At 66.0% G+C, this 18,293-nt stretch carries 14 protein-coding genes; 10 read left to right on the top strand and 4 right to left on the bottom strand.

Annotated elements, in window-relative coordinates; genetic code table 11:
* Positions 1-32: 32 nt before the first annotated feature.
* The 3 genes from B5X73_RS11340 to B5X73_RS11330 form a co-directional block, all read right to left on the bottom strand.
* Positions 33-5,627: an autotransporter-associated beta strand repeat-containing protein gene (locus B5X73_RS11340; RefSeq protein ID WP_079521774.1), complete on the bottom strand. Its 5,595-nt coding sequence runs from the start codon at positions 5,625-5,627 to the stop codon at positions 33-35.
* A 280-nt stretch (positions 5,628-5,907) separates the two neighbouring features.
* Positions 5,908-7,284, bottom strand: a complete 1,377-nt coding sequence (gene cycA / locus B5X73_RS11335) for a D-serine/D-alanine/glycine transporter (protein WP_079521773.1) — start codon at positions 7,282-7,284, stop codon at positions 5,908-5,910.
* Positions 7,285-7,373: 89 nt separating this feature from the next.
* Positions 7,374-8,438 (bottom strand): aldo/keto reductase, encoded by a 1,065-nt coding sequence (locus B5X73_RS11330; protein WP_079521772.1) that lies wholly within the window; start codon positions 8,436-8,438, stop codon positions 7,374-7,376.
* Positions 8,439-8,550: 112 nt separating this feature from the next.
* On the opposite strand from B5X73_RS11330, the gene B5X73_RS11325 reads away from it, so the two are divergent.
* Both B5X73_RS11325 and B5X73_RS11320 read left to right on the top strand, forming a co-directional pair.
* Entirely contained in the window at positions 8,551-9,474 is a 924-nt protein-coding gene (locus tag B5X73_RS11325) for a LysR family transcriptional regulator (RefSeq protein ID WP_079521771.1), read from the top strand.
* Entirely contained in the window at positions 9,471-9,854 is a 384-nt protein-coding gene (locus tag B5X73_RS11320; RefSeq protein ID WP_079521770.1) for a nuclear transport factor 2 family protein, read from the top strand. The genes B5X73_RS11325 and B5X73_RS11320 overlap by 4 nt, the downstream gene beginning before the upstream one ends.
* A gap of 14 nt (positions 9,855-9,868) precedes the next feature.
* Here the strand turns inward: B5X73_RS11320 and B5X73_RS11315 are convergent, their stop codons facing one another.
* Positions 9,869-10,219 carry a response regulator gene (locus B5X73_RS11315; RefSeq protein ID WP_079521769.1) on the bottom strand — a complete coding sequence of 117 codons (351 nt, stop codon included), beginning with the start codon at positions 10,217-10,219 and terminating at the stop codon, positions 9,869-9,871.
* A 140-nt stretch (positions 10,220-10,359) separates the two neighbouring features.
* Here B5X73_RS11315 and B5X73_RS11310 point away from each other — a divergent pair, with 140 nt between their 5' ends.
* The 8 genes from B5X73_RS11310 to B5X73_RS11275 all read left to right on the top strand — a co-directional run bounded on the left by B5X73_RS11310 (position 10,360) and on the right by B5X73_RS11275 (position 18,209).
* Positions 10,360-11,214 carry an STAS domain-containing protein gene (locus B5X73_RS11310; RefSeq protein WP_079521768.1) on the top strand — a complete coding sequence of 285 codons (855 nt, stop codon included), beginning with the start codon at positions 10,360-10,362 and terminating at the stop codon, positions 11,212-11,214.
* Between the two features lie 4 nt (positions 11,215-11,218).
* Positions 11,219-11,581, top strand: a complete 363-nt coding sequence (locus tag B5X73_RS11305; RefSeq protein ID WP_079521767.1) for an STAS domain-containing protein — start codon at positions 11,219-11,221, stop codon at positions 11,579-11,581.
* The gene (locus B5X73_RS11300; RefSeq protein ID WP_079521766.1) at positions 11,578-11,982 is read left to right on the top strand and encodes an anti-sigma regulatory factor; all 405 of its coding nucleotides are present in this window, start codon (positions 11,578-11,580) and stop codon (positions 11,980-11,982) included. The genes B5X73_RS11305 and B5X73_RS11300 overlap by 4 nt, the downstream gene beginning before the upstream one ends.
* The gene (locus B5X73_RS11295) at positions 11,973-12,986 is read left to right on the top strand and encodes an ATP-binding protein (protein WP_079521765.1); all 1,014 of its coding nucleotides are present in this window, start codon (positions 11,973-11,975) and stop codon (positions 12,984-12,986) included. Before B5X73_RS11300 ends, B5X73_RS11295 begins: the two co-directional genes overlap by 10 nt.
* On the top strand, positions 12,983-13,834 hold the full coding sequence (locus B5X73_RS11290) for an ATP-binding protein (RefSeq protein ID WP_079521764.1): 852 nt from the start codon (positions 12,983-12,985) through the stop codon (positions 13,832-13,834). Before B5X73_RS11295 ends, B5X73_RS11290 begins: the two co-directional genes overlap by 4 nt.
* Positions 13,821-15,755: a response regulator gene (locus B5X73_RS11285; protein WP_079521763.1), complete on the top strand. Its 1,935-nt coding sequence runs from the start codon at positions 13,821-13,823 to the stop codon at positions 15,753-15,755. Before B5X73_RS11290 ends, B5X73_RS11285 begins: the two co-directional genes overlap by 14 nt.
* Positions 15,756-15,854: 99 nt before the next feature.
* On the top strand, positions 15,855-16,865 hold the full coding sequence (locus tag B5X73_RS11280) for an SDR family oxidoreductase (protein WP_079521762.1): 1,011 nt from the start codon (positions 15,855-15,857) through the stop codon (positions 16,863-16,865).
* Positions 16,866-16,952: 87 nt separating this feature from the next.
* Entirely contained in the window at positions 16,953-18,209 is a 1,257-nt protein-coding gene (locus B5X73_RS11275; protein ID WP_176167816.1) for a tetratricopeptide repeat protein, read from the top strand.
* Positions 18,210-18,293 lie beyond the last annotated feature (84 nt).

Raw genomic sequence — 18,293 nt, 5'->3', positions numbered from 1 at the left:
TTGCGTTGCGCGTTCGGCATTGCGCCGTCCGCTTACCAGCGCACCGCGACGTCCAGCCTCGCGCCCTGATCCTTCCCTCCACCGCCGAAGCGACCCTGGTAGCTCGCGCCCACCGTCGTATGACGACCGATGGCGAAGGTCAGGCCGAGGTCGGCGATACCGGCGTTTCTCGCGAGCGGGGCGCCCTGGATGATGAACGTGTCGCCGCCATCGAGGAACCGCTGACGATCGATCGGCGTGAGATCGCCATAGGCGCGCTGATAACCGAGCTTTGCGTGCGCGTCGATACCGTCCCCGATAGACATGCTGCTACGCAGGCCGGCAGTGACTACCGTGGCGTTTTCACGCGTGCCACGTATCGCAAGCGCCGCATCGGCCTGTTGCTCCGTGAACCCATCCTGCTGCGTGCGGATACGCGCGACATTCGCAAACGGTGTGAGCGAAGCGGCTGACACGGCGATCCGATAACCGGCATCGAGCCATCCCTGCGCAAGATTGCCGTCGTAGCGCGCCGAGGCGTGTTGCGTGGCGAGGCCCGGAACGTCGAGTCCACGATGCGCATCCATACGCTGCCATGCATACGTCGCGCCTGCACTGAGCTGCCACGCATCGACGGTGGCGGCGGCATAAAGGCCCGCGACGCGGCTCTTCGCGTTGACGCTGTCGTTGCCACTGCGCGTGCTCAGGTCGCCGGCACCGCCAAGCGCGCCGACGCGTACGCCATCAAGGTCACGGTCGAGACCGGCCAGCAGGCCGCCGCCGTTCGAGCGCGCGCGTTCGAACCCGATCGCGCTGCTGCCGCCCGCGTTACCCCAGTGTCCCCAGGTAGCCGTCCATGCGCCGCTGCTGGGAAGCGCGTCGTCATTCGAGGCGTCGAGGTGTCGCTGCACGGTGTCGCGAACCTGACGCGCGTCGTCCGTGCGCGCGCTGCGCGACGAGGCGTAGACGGCGCCGGTAAGACTGTCGAGTGCAGGCATCACGTCGGCATGGCCGAGGATCGCCAGCGTATCGAACAATACGCCGCCGATCCCCTGCGACTGAATCGCCGTGGCAGTCGATCGTGCGTTCCGATTCGTCGCCAGCGTCGCGAAAGCGATATCGTTGCGATCCAGTTCGAGATAGACGGCTTGCGCACCGTACGCCAGCCGTGGCGTGAGGAAGGGCTTGTCGACGGTCACGCTGTCGAAGTTGCCAGTCACGCCGCCCGCTGCGGTCAGGATGGTATAGCGCGTCGACGGCTTCACCGTCGTGCCGCTGAAGCGTGCATCGACGAGCCCGCCTTGCAGGGTAGCGGTTCCGCTGGCGGCGATCAGGTCGCTTGCACCGGCAGGTGTCGCCGTCACGATATAGCGCGAGGCTGCCGCCAGCGTGACGTTCCCCGTAATGCGTAAGCTGCCGGTCGTGCCATCGCCAGCGACGCTGAGGCTGCTGCCGTTCGAAGCGACGAGTGCACCGATGGCGCCTTGACCCGTCAGTGCCGCGGCGTTCCCAAGCGTCACGCTCCCGCCAAGCGTGCCGCGCAGGTCGAGCGTTCCGGCATCGACCTGCGTCGCGCCTGTGAATGCCGAGCCATCGCCGATGGCGAAACTACCCACACCGCGCTTGATCAATCGACCCGTGCCCGACAGCGCGCCATCGAAGGTGACATCGTCGGCACGGTCGAAGACCAGCGTCGCGTTGTCCACCACCGAGCCGATGAGCGAGCCCGCGTGAGTACCGTCGCCGACGATCAGTGTGCCAGCGTCAACCGACGTGCCACCGCTGTAGCTGTTGGTTCCCGTGAGAAGCAAGTTGCCCGCACCGAGTTTGTGCAACACTCCGCCGCCGGTGATGCCCTGTGTGAGCTCTAAATCGCTCGCAGTCTCGATGCCGCCTCCGCCGCTTCCCACGGAAACGTGGCGATCGCTGGTGAAAGCTCCGGTGTTGCGCAACACGCCACCGTCCAGCGTCACCGCATTCGATGCATCGCCGAGGCTGGCATCGCGTGCGATGGACAACCGGCCGCCGTTGACGGCAACGCCGCCGCTCCACGTGTTGTCAGCCGTGAGCACCAGCGTGCCGGCGTCGGTCTTCGTGAGTCCGTGCGTGCCCTGGACGACGCTGTCGATGGTCGCGGTGACGTCTGCGCCTGACGCCGAACCGTCGCCCACCCGCACATTGGCCAGGCCGCTGGCGTCACCCGCCAGGACGAGCGGCGCGCCGGTCAGACGATAGCCGTCGCTCATTACCTGCATTCCCGTCACCGCGATGTCGCCTGCGCTCGCGTCCAGTGTCACGGTGCCCGCCGTGCCGCCGAAGACGGCGAAGCCGGGCTGCGGCGACATGGGCGCGGTGACGCTGCCGGTCGCGTCGGTGAAGTTCACCGAGGTGAGCGACCACGTTCCGTCTCCACCGCCCATCGTCGTGGCGGAGGCGTGACCGTCCGCATTCCAGAAGGAGAGGGTGGTGCCCTGCGTGCTGAGCAGGTCGATCGCGTGATCGGCGGCAAGATAACGCAGGGTCAGGCGGGCCCCGGCCGGCGTCGAGCCCAGCTGAATGCCGCCGTTGGTAAAGGTGGCCACACCACCTACGTCGAACAGCCGGTAGACACCGGCGCCGAAGCCGGATGACGTGACGAGATGGAGCGTCACATCGTCGAAGGACGCGTCACCCCCGACGCTTATGCGATCGCCGATGCCCGTATGGAGAAAATCCGTGCCAGGCGAACCGAGTTCATAGTTCAGACTGCTACCGGACTGCATCGTCAGATCGCCACCGACGCTGAGCGTGCCCACGCTGTTGCCGGGGCTGATGCCGCCGCCGGACGCGATGGTCACATCGCCATCCACGCGTCCATGACCGGCCAGCGTGCCGCCGCTCTGCACGAGTGCATCGCCATGCAGGTACGCGGCCGACCCGGCGACGGAGCCGACGGTCAGCGTGCCCTGCGCCACGGTGGTCGTAACGGTGTTGGTCGTGTGCCCGTCGATGATGAGCTTGCCGGTGCCCGTTTTGGTCAGCCCGGAGATATCGGAGATCGTGCCCGTGAGTGTTCCACTGCGGCCGGCGTCGACGTTGAACGTCACGCCGCTGCCAAGGCTGAGGTCATTGGCGACGGAGAGGTCGTCGGCACCGAAGTCGAGCGCGAACTGGGCGCCCGCCACCAGGCCCGAGCCGAAGGCGGTGCTGCTGGTGGCACGTACGCGGGTACCCGTATCGATGAAGGTCGAGCCGCTGTAGCTGTTGTTTCCCGCGATGGTGAGCAGGCCACTGCCGCCGAAGGCGAGACTGCCGTTGCCCGACAGATTGCCAGCCAGAGTCTGGTCAGCCGAACCGACCACGCTGAAAACGCCCCGGTTGACGACATCGGCGGCGATGATGCGTGTGCCGCTCGTGGCGAACAGCTGAAGCGCGCCGGCATCGATCACGATGTGATCGGCGTTCAGCGCGCCGCTCAGCGTGAGCCACGCGCTGCCGGTTTTCGAGAGCGTGCCGATGGCGACATTGCCGGCGTACGTCGCATCGGAGGATTGCTGCACGCTGAGCAGTCCCGTCCCCGTGATGCTGCCACCCGTACCCGTCAGGTTGCCGAGGTTGTACGTCGCGCCGCCCAGCTGCAGTGTGCCGCCGGTGATGTTGTATGCCGCTCGTGCGCTGTTTGACTGGGTCAGGGCCAGGACGCCGCCGGAGAGCGACGTGCCGCCCGTATAGGAAGTGTTGCCGCTGAGCGTAAGCGTGCTGTCACCACTCTTGACGATGCCGCCTGCGCCGGTGATAGCGCCCGACAGCGTGGCGGACTGACCCGTGGGAACGTCGAGACTGGTGGCGCCGCCGAGCGTGATGGCGTTGGCGATGGACATGCCGTTGGTGGTGAGGGTCAGCGCGTTGTTACCTGCCAGAGCCAGCGTGCCGCTGCCGAAGGCCGCGTTGCTGGTGGCGCGTACGGACGATCCGTTGGCGACCGTCGTGCCGCCGGTGTAGCTGTTGTTGCCACCGAGCACGACAAGGCCCGTGCCGCCGATGGTCAGGTTACCGGTGCCGGACAGGTTGCCGCTGATCGTCGTCGCCGCCGTGCCGAGGATCGCCAGGGTGCCCTGATTGGCGATGTTCCCCCCGACGACGCGCGTGTTCGCGTTGTTGGTGAGCTGCAGCGTGCCGGCGCCGATGGCGAGTTGGGCCGAGGTCACGTTACCCGTGAGCGCCAGCGTCGCGGCGCCGGTCTTTTGGAAGGAGGCCACGCCGACATCGCCCGCGTACGTGGCGGCAGTGGACTCCTGAACGTTGAACACGCCCGGTCCCACGATCGAACCGCCGGTACCGGACAGGTTGCCGATGTTGTACGTGCCGCTTCCCAGTTGCAGCGTGCCGCCGTTGACGATGTACGGCGCACGCGCGTTATTGGACTGTGTCAGCGCCAGCACGCCTGCATTGAGCGTGGTGGTGCCTGTATACGTATTGCTGCCAGACAGGGTCAGCGTGCCCGCGCCGTTCTTGATGACGTCGCCGCCGCCGGTGACGGCACCGGCCAGTGTTGCCGTCGCGCCGCTGGCGATCTCGAAACGCGTGCTGCCACCCCGCAGAAACGCACCGTTGAGCGCCCAGCTCGCGTTGGCGGTCGCGGAAACGACGTCGAAGCCGGAGACGTTACTGGCTGTCGAGCCATTGCCACCCAGGCTTAACTCGTTGGATGCGCCATAGGCATAAACGTCCCCCGTCAGCGACGTGCCGGTCGAAAGGGTGAGGAGGTTGTTGCCGCCGTAGAGGTCGAAGGCATGAGCCCGTGCGCCCGTGCCGCTCAGCCCGCCGATGACGGTGCCGGCGTTGACGATGGAGGCGCCGCCGTTGTCGGAGACGATGCCTGCACCGCCGCCGCCCGCACCACCGGTGTCACGTGCCACACCACCGTTACCCCCGGTGACTGTCCCCTGATTGGTAAAGGTGGTGCCAGGTGCCAGCCACACGCCCGCACCTCCGCCACCGCCGCCGGCGCCTTGCCGGGTGGGGTCGGTCGCTGCGCCGCTGGCGCCACCGTTACCGCCGACGATCAGGCCGGCATTCGTGAGCGTCGCGCCGTTCGCCAGCGACGCTCCGGAGCCGCCGCCACCGCCGCCGCCCGCACCACCGCCGACGTCATCGCCACCATTGCCGCCGCTGCCGCCCTGAAGCGTCGTGCCCACGGGAACCGTGTTGCCCGCCGTCGTGAAATAAACCGAGACGCCGCCGCCTCCACCGCCCGCCGCGCCATTGGTCGAGTTGGCACCGTTGCCGCCGGTAAACGTCGCCGCGGCGAAGGTACTTGGGCCCGACGTGGTGATCGAGGCGTTCCCCCCGGCGCCACCGGCGCCGCCAGGGCCGCTGCCCGCCCAGCCCGCGTTGCCCGCGCTGCCGTTGCCGTTCGAGCCGTAACTGAAGAAGTTGAGCTGGTAATAACCGCCGGCTCCGCCGACACCACCGCCGCCCGGTGAGCCGGATCCCGATCCGCCGGCACCGGCGTAGTTCTGGCGGGAGCCACCGTTGTCCTGGCCGGCAAAGGCGATGGCCGGCGTCACAGCGCAGGCGGCAAGAATGCAGAGCGTCAGGGTACGACGGCGCGGCACGCGCGCACCGTATACCGACGTGCGTGCCGCCGGGCGAAAACGGATAACCATGTGGCACGAACCCCTGCTGATTAGCGACCGCGCGCGCGCGTCCCCCCGAAGCCCTGCCTCGACGACGGGCAGGGCATCCCTGTGATCGCCGTCTCACGCACCCGTAAGTGCAATTTTGAGTGGCGCCACCAAGTGTGACGCATGTCACATATTTGGTGTATCGGCGCCTGGCGGCTTTCCTTTACTGGCGGATTTCGATCGCAACCGACATGAGCTAAGGGACGTTCCGGTGTGGCTTGCAACCGCCAGTTCACCGGTGGGAGCTGAGCCTGTCAGCGTTTCACGCCTTGCGGCGACGCAAGGCATAGCCGATCGCCAGAATCGCAAACCACACCGGGCTCGCGATCAGCGCCTGACGCGTATCGCTTTCCAGGGCCAGCAACACCAGCACGAAGGCGAAAAACGCCAGACACACCCAGCACATGAACACGCCGCCCGGCATCTTGTAGGATGACACCGCGTGGAGCTCCGGGCGCTTGCGCCGGTACGCGATATACGCCGCCAGAATCAGCGACCACACGAACATGAAGAGAATCGCCGCCAGTGTCGTCACCAGCGTAAATGCGGTCACGAGGTTGGGCACCACGGCAACCAGCATCGCGCCGCCCAGCAGGCAAATGCATGAGAAGAGCAGGCCGCGCGAAGGCACCGCGGCCCTGGACAGCTTTGCGAAGGCCGACGGAGCGTGCTTCTCTTCGGCCAGACCGAACAACATGCGGCTGGTCGAGAAGATGCCGCTGTTGGCGGACGAGGTGGCCGAGGTCAGCACCACGAAGTTGATCAGGCTGGCCGCGGCAGGGATGCCGGCCAGCAGGAACAGTTCGACGAACGGGCTCTTGCCCGGCACCACCTGGCGCCACGGCGTCACCGACATGATCACCACGAGGGCGAGCACGTAGAACAGGATGATGCGCACGGGGATCGAGTTGATCGCCTTGGGCAGGTTGCGCTCCGGGTCGGCCGTCTCGGCGGCTGTCGTGCCGACCAGTTCGATACCGACGAAGGCGAACACCGCGATCTGGAACCCGGCAAAGAAGCCACGGATGCCCATCGGGAAGAAGCCACCGTCACTCCACAGATTGGACAGGGAGGCGACGTGGCCATCGGGCGACCTGAACGCCCAGGCCACCATGCCGAAGCCGGTGACGATCAGTGCGCAGATGGCGATGATCTTGATCAGCGCGAACCAGAATTCCATCTCGCCGAACAGTTTGACCGTCGTCAGATTCAGCACCAGCAGGAGCGCCACGCACAGTACCGCCGGTATCCACGGTGCCAGTCCCGGGAACCAGAACTGGGCATACGAGGAGATCGCGATCACATCCGCGATGGCGGTGATGATCCAGCAGAACCAGTACGTCCATCCGCAATAAAATCCGGCCCATGGCCCGAGCAGGTCGGTCGAAAAATCGATGAACGACTTGTACTCGAGGTTGGACAGCAGCAGCTCGCCCATCGCCCGCATGACGAAGAACAGCATCACGCCGATGATCAGGTAGACGAAGAGGATGGAGGGCCCGGCAAGACTGATCGTCTTGCCCGAGCCCATGAACAGGCCGGTACCGATGGCGCCGCCGATGGCGATCAGCTGCAGGTGGCGATTGGACAGGCTGCGCCTGAGGTGCTGCTCGGGGGGCTGCTCCGGCGAAAGGGACATCGGCATGCTCGGGTCGGGACGGAAGCGGTGAACATACGGGGGTGGCCCCTATCCGGCAAGGATTCTCAGTCTGTCCCGACGACGTGGGGTCAGCGCGGCCTCACCACACTCGCCCCACCCAACACCTGAGGCATCACCCGCGGCAAGAACGAATGCGGAAAAATCGGCGTGATCGCGCTCGCCTCATCCAGTCGGCGCAACTGCGCATCCGTAAACGTCACCTCCAGGGCCGCCAGGTTTTCCTCGAACTGCGCCGCCGTGCGTGCACCGAGGATCGGAATCACCGTCGGCATCTGCTTCGCCAGAAGCCATGCAATCGCCGTCTGCGCAGGCGAATGCCCGACCTCCGCGGCGACCTGTTTAAGTACATCCACAATGTCGAAGTTGCGGTCGCTAAAACCGCCCATCCCCGACACGACGGCAGAGCGCGTACCGCTCCACACATCCGCCCCCTTATGCTTCTCGATGTCTTCGCGCGTGTACTTGCCGGTCAGCATGCCCATGCCCAGCGGCGACCAGGCGAGCACGCCGAGACCCAGCTCCTGCGCCATCGGCAGGAGATCGTGTTCGACGGTGCGCTCGATCAGACTGTGCTCGATCTGCAGGGCCACCAGAGGCGCCCAGCCGCGCAGATCGGCCAGCGTCTGCATGCGCGCGACCTGCCACGCCGGTGTGTCGGAAATGCCGGCGTAAACGATCTTGCCCGCGGTAACGAGGTCGTCGAAGCCGCGCATGATCTCCTCGATCGGTGCCAGCCCGTCCCAGACATGCAGGTAATAGAGGTCGATGTAGTCGGTATCGAGACGGCGCAGGCTCGCTTCCACCGCGCGGACCATGTTGCGGCGGTGGTTGCCGCCGGCGTTCGGATGGCCGGGCTCGGTGTTGAGCGAATACTTCGTCGCGATCACGGCGTTGTCGCGGCGGCCGGCGAGGAACCTGCCGAGCAAGGTCTCCGACGTACCGCCCGTGTAGAAATTGGCGGTGTCGATGAAATTGCCGCCGCGCTCCATATAGATGTCCAGCATGCGGCGCGATTCCGCTTCGGCGGCGCCCCAGCCCCAGTCGTCGCCGAAGGTCATCGTGCCCAGCGAGACCGGGCTGACACGCAGGCCCGAGCGGCCGAGGGTGAGGTAGTCGTTCAGTCGCTTGCTCATGGTCCACTCCAGGAACGGGAAAGAGGCTGAAACGATAGGCGCCCGATTCCGCTGGATAAATGGGGTTGCTCGCCATAGGCTATGAAGTCCGGCTTCACAATGGGGGTGCCCGATGTCGTCCGACCTGCTGCCCGCCATCGCCGCCTTCGCGCGCGTGGCGCACCACGCGAGTTTCACCCGGGCGGCCGCAGAGCTGGGCGTGTCGCCGTCGGCCTTGTCGCAATCGATGCGGAATCTGGAGCGACGCCTGGGCGTGCGTCTGCTGGACCGTACGACGCGCCGGGTCGGCGTCACCGAGATCGGTCAGCGTTTCCTCGACGATGCCCGTCCCGGGCTGGATGTCCTGTCACACGCGATGGACACCGTCACCGAGTCGCGTGAATCGCCCGCCGGCCTGTTGCGTATCAACCTCGCGCGTGTCGTGGCGGATGTCATTGTCCTGCCGCACCTGGCTGCCTTCACTGCCGCCTATCCGGAGGTGATCGTCGACCTGCATTGCGATAACACCTTCCTCGACCTGATCGACGGCGGTTTCGACGCGGGCTTTCGTATCGGCGAGAGCCTCGCGAAGGACATGGTGGCGGTACCGATCGGCGGTCCGCAGCGCATCGCGACCTTCGCCTCGCCCGGCTACGTCGCGCGGCACGGCCTGCCACGCACGCCCGCGGACCTGCTCGATCATCGGTGCGTGTCCATTCGCCTCGCGAACGAACGCAGCGTCATGCTCTGGGACTTCGAGCAGGACGGCCGTATCGTCGAGGTCGAGACCACACCCGCCCTCATCAGCAACGATGGCGATGTGCTACTCAGCGCCGCACGGGCCGGCGTCGGCATCGGCTGCCATTTCGAGCCGCTGGTGCGGGAAGACCTCGACGCGGGCCGCCTGGTCCCTGTGCTGGAAGACTACTGGCCCACGTTCGAGGCCTTCCATGTGTACTATCCCAGTCGGATGCACATGCCGCGCAAGCTGCGCGTGTTCATCGACTTTCTGCGCGAACGCCACGCGCCTGACGCTACCAGGGGAGCCATGCCATGACCGCCGATTATCACCAGGCCCTGATCGAGGCCTATATCGACGCTTACAACCGCTTCGATGTCGAAGGGATGCTGGTGACCCTCACCGATGACGTGCGCTTCGAGCACCATGCGGCGGGCGAGCTGGCCGTGGCGACGGATGGCAAGGCCGACTTCGAAAAGCTCGCCCGCGTCGGCGCCGCGCTGTTCGCCTCGCGGGCGCAGACTCTGGTGGAGCTACGCGACGAGGGGGACGTCGTGGTGGCGACGATCGACTTCCACGGCGAGATCGCCGAGGACATCCCCGACGGCCCGGGCGCCGGCACCATCATCGAGATGCAGGGCACCTCGGAATTCAGCTTCCGCGACAGCAGGATTTCGCGGGTGATCGACCGCGGCTGACCGACGGCAGCGACTCAGGCGGCCAGCCGCTGCACGGCGGCGAGCAGGCTCTTGCGGTCGTAAGGCTTGGCCAGATAGCCCATGGGCTCGCGAACCCACTCGTGCTGCTCTTTCGCCTCGCCGGACGTGACCAGGATCGGCATGTCGCTGTGGCGCGTGGCCAGTTCCTGACCCGAAACCGTGCCGGGCATGCGCACGTCGGTGAACAGCAGGTTGGCCTTGCCCGTCTGCAGCCAGGCCTCGGCTTCATCGCCGTTACGCGCGGTGTGCACCTCGTAATCCCCCTCGAGGATCATCGCGGTGAGTTCGCGGATGGCGTCATCGTCCTCGACGAGCAGGACGACAAGCTTCGGGTCAGTGGTCATGGCAGCGTACTTTCAAAGGAGTTAACAGCGAGGCAGATACCGGTTGCGACGTGAATCCGATGTCAATGAGGCTCCTCCGCCGGGTGCTATTCCATTGCGCCCGACGGGCACGCATCATATGACTTTTAAGGGGGATCACCATGACCGCACTCAGCCAGCGCACCATAGAAGCCATTCGCACGCATGAGTCCCAGCTGCTGGCGACCTGGCAGGCCAACCTCGAGACCAGTGGCGCGTCACGGGACTCCCGCATCAACCAGGTCGAGTTCGACGGCCAGACCCGCGACTTTCTCCGCCTGCTGGTCGGGGGTGCCAACGCGGGCGAGGGGAGCATCGCCAATCAGGAGTGGTCCGAAACGCGGGCCTTCCTCGAAAAACTCTCGCGCAGCCGCGCCCAGCAGGGTTTCGACTCGCAGGCCACGGCCAGCTTCATCTTCTCGCTGAAGCGTCCCCTGTTCGACCTGCTGCAGACCGTTTATGCGTCCGACCCGGTCGAGCTGGCACAGCAGCTCTGGGCGATTTCGGAGTTGCTCGACTCGCTCGGCATGCACACGATCCGTGCCTTCCAGAAGTCCCGCGAAGAGGTCATCGCCCGGCAGCAGGAAGAACTGCTCGAACTCTCGACCCCGGTGGTGAAGCTCTGGGAAGGCGTGCTGGCCCTGCCGATGATCGGCACGCTGGACTCGCAGCGTACGCAGGTCGTCATGGAATCGCTCCTGCAGCGTATCGTCGAGACCGGCTCGGAAATCGCCATCATCGACATTACCGGTGTCCCCACGGTGGACACGCTGGTGGCGCAGCACCTGCTCAAGACGGTCACGGCGATCCGCCTCATGGGCGCCGATGCCATCATCAGCGGCGTGCGTCCCCAGATCGCGCAGACCATCGTGCACCTGGGCCTCGACCTGCAGGGCATCGTGACCAAGGCCAACCTCGCCGATGCGCTGGCGCTGGCGCTGAAGCGCTCGGGCATCACGGTCTCCAAGGCCGACTGACGCCATGGACCGTATCCCTATCCTGCGCATGGGCGAGTTTCTGCTCGTCACCATCCAGGTCGACATGCATGACCAGCTGGCGCTGACGCTGCAGGACGATCTGTCCGAGCGGATCAGCAGCACGTCGGCGCGTGGCGTCCTGATCGACATCTCCGGACTGGATATCGTCGACTCCTTCATCGGTCGCATGATCGGGACGATCTCCGGCCTGTCCAGGATCATGGATGCCGAAACCGTGCTCGTCGGCATGCAGCCGGCGGTCGCCATCACCCTCGTCGAACTCGGTCTCACGCTTCCCGGGATCAGCACGGCGCTGGACGTCGAGCGCGGCATGAAGCTGCTACGCGAACGCGTGCACAACCAATGAGCGTACTCAAGAGCGGGTCGCAGGCTGTCCGCATCGAGCAGGACGTGGTGCTGGCGCGACAGACCGCCCGTAAGCTGGCGGTCGAGTGCGGCCTGCGTCTTGTCGACCAGACCAAGCTGATCACCGCGGCCAGCGAGCTTGCTCGCAACTGCGTCATCTACGGCGGTGGCGGCGACATGGACTGGGAGATCCTGGAGGAAGAGCGTCGCAAGGGCCTGCGTCTGGTCTTTCGCGACGAAGGTCCCGGCATTCCCGATCTCAAACTGGCCATGACCGATGGGTGGACCTCCGGCGGTGGCCTGGGTCTGGGCCTCACGGGCGCGAAGCGTCTGGTCGACGATTTTTCGGTGGAGAGCACGCCGGGCATTGGCACCCGGGTGATGATCTGCAAATGGACCTGACCTTCGATGGTGGCCTGACCGACGTCGTACCTGTCGAGGAGACCAGCCAGATCGGGCAGGCGAGGCGTGTCGCGCAACAGATCGCCACGCAGGCCGGTTTCGATGCCACTGACGCGGGACGGGTCGCCCTGATCGCCACGGAACTGGCCACCAACGTGCTTAAGCACGCCCGTGGTGGCGAGATTCACGTGGCCACCGTCCCCGGGATCGATACCCGGGGTGTCGAGATCATCGCGGTCGATCGCGGCCCCGGCTTCAATCTGGCCGACTGTCTGCCCGATGGTTTTTCCACGGGCGGGACACGTGGCGAGGGCCTGGGCGCGGTGAAACGTCAGGCCGATATCATGGACATGTACGCGGACGCACGGGGGGCGGTGGTGCTGGCGCGCGTGTATCCCAAGGGCTTCACCCGCGCGGACATTCGCTTTGGTGCGAGTCACCATGCCCTGCACAGCGAGCCGGTCTCCGGCGATGGCTGGGGCATGGCACAGAATGCCGACGCCGCGGAGATCGTGATGGTCGATGGGCTCGGCCACGGCGTCGCGGCGCACGAGGCCGCGCGCGCGTGCATCGACGCCTGGCGAGCGACGCCGTTCGAGGAACCCGTGAGCCTGATGGTCTTGCTGGACACGGCGATGCACGGCGGCCGTGGCGGTGCGGTAGCGGTCGCGCGGTTCGACCGTAAGAGCGAAAGCCTGCGTTACGCCGGTATCGGCAATATTTCCGCCGGTCTGCACACGCTGGACGGCTCGCGAGGTCTCGCCTCGCATCCGGGGATCGTGGGCGTTCAGACGCGTCGGGCACAGGCGTTCGATTTCCCCGACGTGGGCGGCCGCCTGTTGATCATGCACAGCGACGGTCTGCAGTCGCGCTGGTCCCTGAAGGATTATCCCGGCCTCGGCACTCGCCACCCGGCGGTGATCGCGGCGCTCCTTCACCGGGATTTCTGTCGTGGTCGCGATGATGCGACCGTCCTTGCGATACGACTGGATGCCACGGTATGAGCGATCACGAAGAGATCGAACGCCTGCGCGCCGAAAACGACGCGCTGCGGGCGGAGCTGGAAGAAACCAACCAGGGCGTGCTCGCGTTGTACGCGGAGCTCGACTCCCAGGCCGAACAGTTGCGCCAGGCCTCGGAGCTGAAAAGCCGGTTCCTGTCGTACATGAGCCACGAGTTCCGTACACCGCTCGGTTCCATCCTGAGCATGACGCGTCTGCTGGACGACGAACTCGACGGCCCACTCACGGATGAACAGCATAAGCAGCTTGGCTTCGTCAGCGGTGCGGCGCGCGAGCTCAGCGATATGGTCGACGACCTGCTCGACCTGGCCAAGATCGAGGCTGGCCGGATCACCATCTCGCCGGCATGGTTCGAACTGATGGACCTGTTCACCGCGTTGCGTGGCATGTTCCGTCCTATCGTCGATGCGACGGATGCCGACCTCATCTTCGATGCGCCCGAGGGCATGCCGAAGCTCTATACCGACGACAAGAAGCTGGCTCAGATTCTGCGCAATTTCGTCTCCAACGCACTCAAGTTCACGCCGCGCGGGGAAGTGCGCGTCACGGCGAAAATGGAAGAGGGTAACTTCGTTCGCTTCGCCGTCAGCGATACCGGCATCGGTATCCCCGAAGACCTGCAAGGGATCCTGTTCGAGGACTTCACCCAGATCGACTCGCCGCTGCAGAAGCGCGTTCGCGGCTCCGGTCTCGGCCTGTCGTTGTGTCGTCAGTTCGCCCACCTGCTCGGCGGGGAAGTCGGTCTGGAGAGCACGCCCGGTGTCGGTTCCGTGTTCCACGTCGTGTTGCCGCTGAAGCTGCCGGCGGAGGCGATCGATGCCGCGCAATAACCGTATCCTGATCGTCGACGATAACGCCGCCACGCGCTATGCGATGCGGCGCACGGTCGAACGGCACGGGTACACCGTGCTCGAGGCAGGGACGGGAACCGAAGGTCTCGCGATGATCGCGGGCAACGACATCGCCTGCCTCGTGCTTGACGTGAACCTGCCCGACATGAGCGGTTTCGATATCGTGCGCAAGCTGCGCGATACACCCGAAACGCTGTTGCTTCCCGTCGTGCACGTGTCCGCGGCGTCGATCGAGACGGGTGACATGATCACCGGCCTGGAAAACGGGGCGGATGCCTATCTCGTGCATCCGGTCGACCCCGATGTCCTGCTGGCGACGATCCGCACGCTGGTACGCGTGCGCGACACCGAGCTGGCGCTGCGCGAGTCCGAGGCGCGCTTCCGCGAGATATTCACCAGCATCGCGGCACCCATCGCCGTCGTGGATGCCAGCCTTTCGGTCGTCGAGTCCAACGAGGCGTTCCGTCGCCTCGTCGGTGAGGCCGGCGGAACGGACCAGCTCGATGGCTGCTTCGACGTGGGCCAGGATGAGCTGCTGGCGCAGATGCGCCTGCACGTCGCCGACAAGCATCGCTGGCGCGGCGTGCTGTGCATGAAATCCCGCACGGGCATCCGCGAAACCGAGTGGCGGATGACCCCGCACCGCGACGACACCGGTCTGGTCTTCGTCGACGACGTCACCGAACAGCGCCGGCGCGAGCGCGAGCAGCTCGAACAGATCGACACCGCGACGATGCAGCTGGCGCTGGAGATCGCCGAGCGCGAACGTACCGAGTCACAGCTGGTGCAGGCGCAGAAAATGGACGCGCTGGGCAAGCTCACCGGCGGCATCGCGCATGACTTCAACAATCTGCTGACCAGCATCATCACGGGTATCGACCTGATCAACCGCCAGGTCGAATCCGGCAAGCCGGAAGGCGTGCAACGATTCGCCGACGCCGCACTGGGCTCCGCCCGTCGTGCGGCCGCACTGACGCATCGTCTGCTTGCCTTCGCGCGTCAGCAGCCGCTCAACACGCGCTCCACGGACGTCAACGAGCGCATCCTGTCGCTCGAAGACATGTTGCGCCGGACCATTGGTGAGCACGTGACGCTGGACCTGTTCCTCTCATCCACGCCGGTGATCGCCAGCGTGGATGCCAACCAGCTCGAGAACGCGGTGATCAATCTGGTGATCAACGCGCGCGATGCCATGCCCGGCGGAGGCACGGTCCGTGTGTCGACGCGACTCACTCATGTGAGCGGCGACGCCGAACTGCCCAGCGGCGACTACGTGATGCTGACGGTCTCGGACAACGGGTCGGGTATCGAGCCGTCCATCCTGGATAAGGTCTTCGAACCGTTCTTCACCACCAAGCCGGTGGGGCAGGGTACGGGCCTGGGGCTGTCGATGATTTACGGCTTCGCGCGCCAGTCCGGCGGCCATGCGCGGATCAGCAGCGTCGTCGGGGAAGGCACGGACGTGTTCCTGCTCCTGCCGGTCGGCGAGGGCGAGGTCGTCACGCCGACGCCGCACCGCGGTCCCCTGGCGGGCGGCAACGGCGAGCGCGTCCTGATCGTCGAGGACACCGAGTCGGTGCGCATGATGGCCCTGGAGATCCTCACCGAGGCCGGCTACGTCTGCGTCGCCACGGAGGACACCGGCGAGGCGCTGCGCATCCTCCGCGGAGACGACGACATCGACCTTCTGCTGACTGATATCGGGATGCCCGGCATGGACGGCCGGGAGCTCGCCGATGTCGCCCGGGCCTGGCGGCCGACGCTGCCTGTGCTTTTCATGACCGGCTATGCGGAAAGCGCCGCCGAGCGCACGGGTTTTCTCGGTCCCGGCATGGACATGATCACCAAGCCGTTCGAGATCGACGGCCTGCTCGAGCGTGTGCGACACATGCTTGGCTGAAGCGGGGTTCGTTGCCCCGCGTTCGCGCGACGACGACGGTTCGTCGACCGGAGATGCGGATGCTTACTTATTCAGCATCTTTTCTTCAGGAGACCTTCCATGACCGACGACTTTTCCGCGTCACGGCGTCGCATCGTCCAGACCGCGTCACTTGGTGCGGCCGCCGCCGCTTTTGCCGGCCCCACCTTTGCTGCCATCGGTGCGACGGCTACGGGGGTGGGTGGCACACGCGGGCTGGTGGACCCCCGCGAGGGTTTTCCGAAACCACCCTTCGCGGCACAGAATCAGCCGTGGCCCGGCCTTGCCGGCAAAATGAATCCCCGGCCCGATCACGGCGAAACCAGCTACAAGGGCAGCGGTCGGCTTGCCGGCCGTAAGGCGCTGATCACAGGCGGCGATTCCGGCATCGGCCGTGCCGTTGCGATCGCGTACGCTCGTGAAGGCGCCGACGTCGCCATCAGTTACCTGCCGGATGAAGAGGCGGATGCGAAAGAAGTCATCGACCTGATCCGCAAGGCGGGACGCAAGGGCGTAGCCCTTCCCGGCGACATCCGCGATGAAAACTGGTGCCAGCAGCTCGTGCAGAAAGCCGTCGATGGCCTCGGCGGCCTGGATATCCTGGTGAATAACGCGGGACGCCAGCACAGCTTCGATTCCATTCTGGACATCTCCACCGAGTATTTCGACTGGACGATGAAGACCAATCTCTACGCGTTGTTCTGGATCACCAAGGCCGCCGTGCCGCATCTGCCGCCGGGTGCCGCCATCGTCAACACGACCTCGGTCAACGCGTACAGCCCCTCGGCCAACCTGCTCGATTACGCCACCACCAAGGGCGGAATCATGATTTTTACGAAGGCGCTGGCGAAGCAGCTGATCAAGAAGGGCATCCGTGTGAACGGCGTCGCGCCGGGCCCGTTCTGGACGCCGCTGCAGGTGTCGGGCGGCCAGACCGAAGAGAATCTGAAGAAATTCGGTGCGGATACGCCCATGGGTCGTCCCGGCCAGCCTGCCGAAATCGCGCCCATCTACGTCCAGCTCGCATCGTCCGAAGCGACCTACGAAACCGGACAGATCGTGGGTGCCTCCGGTGGCGCGGGCAACCCGTAAGCCGACTGCCAAAAACGCGGATACCCCCGGACCTCCCGTTCCCCTATCATGCGCCCACGATCGACAGGCGTTTGCAGGGGAAACGGGATGTCGGAAGCAAAAGGTGGCTCGCTGCTCGGCGACCGGCGTTATGCCGCCGAGATGGACGCGCTGCAGCGATTCGGCCGGATGGAAAAAGACGCCCAGCTTGGCGATGCGCAGGCGCAATTTCGTGTGGCCAACGCTTACGTTGAGGGAACGGCGCATGTGACGCCGGACGCGAAGCGCGCGGCGCACTGGTTCCGGCGTGCCGCCGAGCAGGGGCACCAGGAGAGCCAGTGCCGGCTTGCCGCGCATTACGCCGACGGCCTGGGAGTATCGCGTGATCCGTTCGAAGCGGCCGGCTGGTACCGCCGCGCGGCCGAGGCCGGTTTCGCCGACGCCCAGTGCGCGCTGGGGTCCCTGTATGCGCGCGGGCAGGGTGTGAACGTCGACCGGGCGGAATCCCTCCGCTGGTGGGGGCTTGCCGCCGACCAGGGCCATGTCCAGGCCTGTGTGAATCTTGGCGTGTCCCATTACTTTGGCCGCGGCGTACCGCGCGACGCCGAACTCGCCTTTACGTACTACAGCAAGGCGGTCGAACGCGGCCAGCCCGGCGCGGTCGGCTACGCGGATGCGCTGTGCAGCGTCGCCCACATGCTCCGCGACGGCATCGGCGTGGCGCGCGACCCGGTCATGGGTGCACGCCAGTACCGCCGTGCGGCCGAACTGGGCAGCGCCAATGCGCAGTTCGAGCTCGGCAAGATCTACCTCGAGACCAGCGATCTGGACGGTGATCGCGAACAGGCCCGTCTGTGGCTGGGTAAGGCGGCGGAGCAGGGCGATGGCGAAGCCAGGCGTCTGCTCGATGAGCTGATCGCCTCCAACGATCGCCGTGCGGTCGTGCAGGACGCGGGCGGCCCGCGGCCGGCATCGGCAGGTTCACACGATGCAGCGTCGCAGTTCCTGCTCGGCCAGCGACTGGCGGCGGGCGACGGTGTGGCACGCAACGATACGGAAGCGGTGCGCTGGCTGACGCTCGCGGCGGAGCGCGGTCACACGGGCGCGCAGTTCGCGTTGGCCCGCATGGTCGAGGGAGGGCGCGGCGTCGAGCGCAATCCGGACGAGATGGTACGGTTGTACCGGTCGGCGGCGAACGCGGGCCACGCGGATGCCCAGTTCGAGCTCGGGGTACTTCACGAGCACGGCGACGGCGTGCCCGCCAACCTGGCCATCGCCCGGGCGTGGTATCGCAAGGCGGCGGCCCGCGGTCACCTCAAGGCGCTGCGTAAACTGGAAAAACGGCAGTGGTGGCAGTTCTGGTGACCGGCGTCGGGTGAGAGGCCTGGGCGTCTATTTTTCGCGTCCATGACTTCCGGCGCTTCTCCCCGCACCGACACGCGCCCACCA

This window comes from Luteibacter sp. 22Crub2.1, from assembly GCF_900167995.1.
Lineage (GTDB): Bacteria > Pseudomonadota > Gammaproteobacteria > Xanthomonadales > Rhodanobacteraceae > Luteibacter > Luteibacter mycovicinus.
This window is presented reverse-complemented; position numbering and strand designations above follow the sequence as displayed.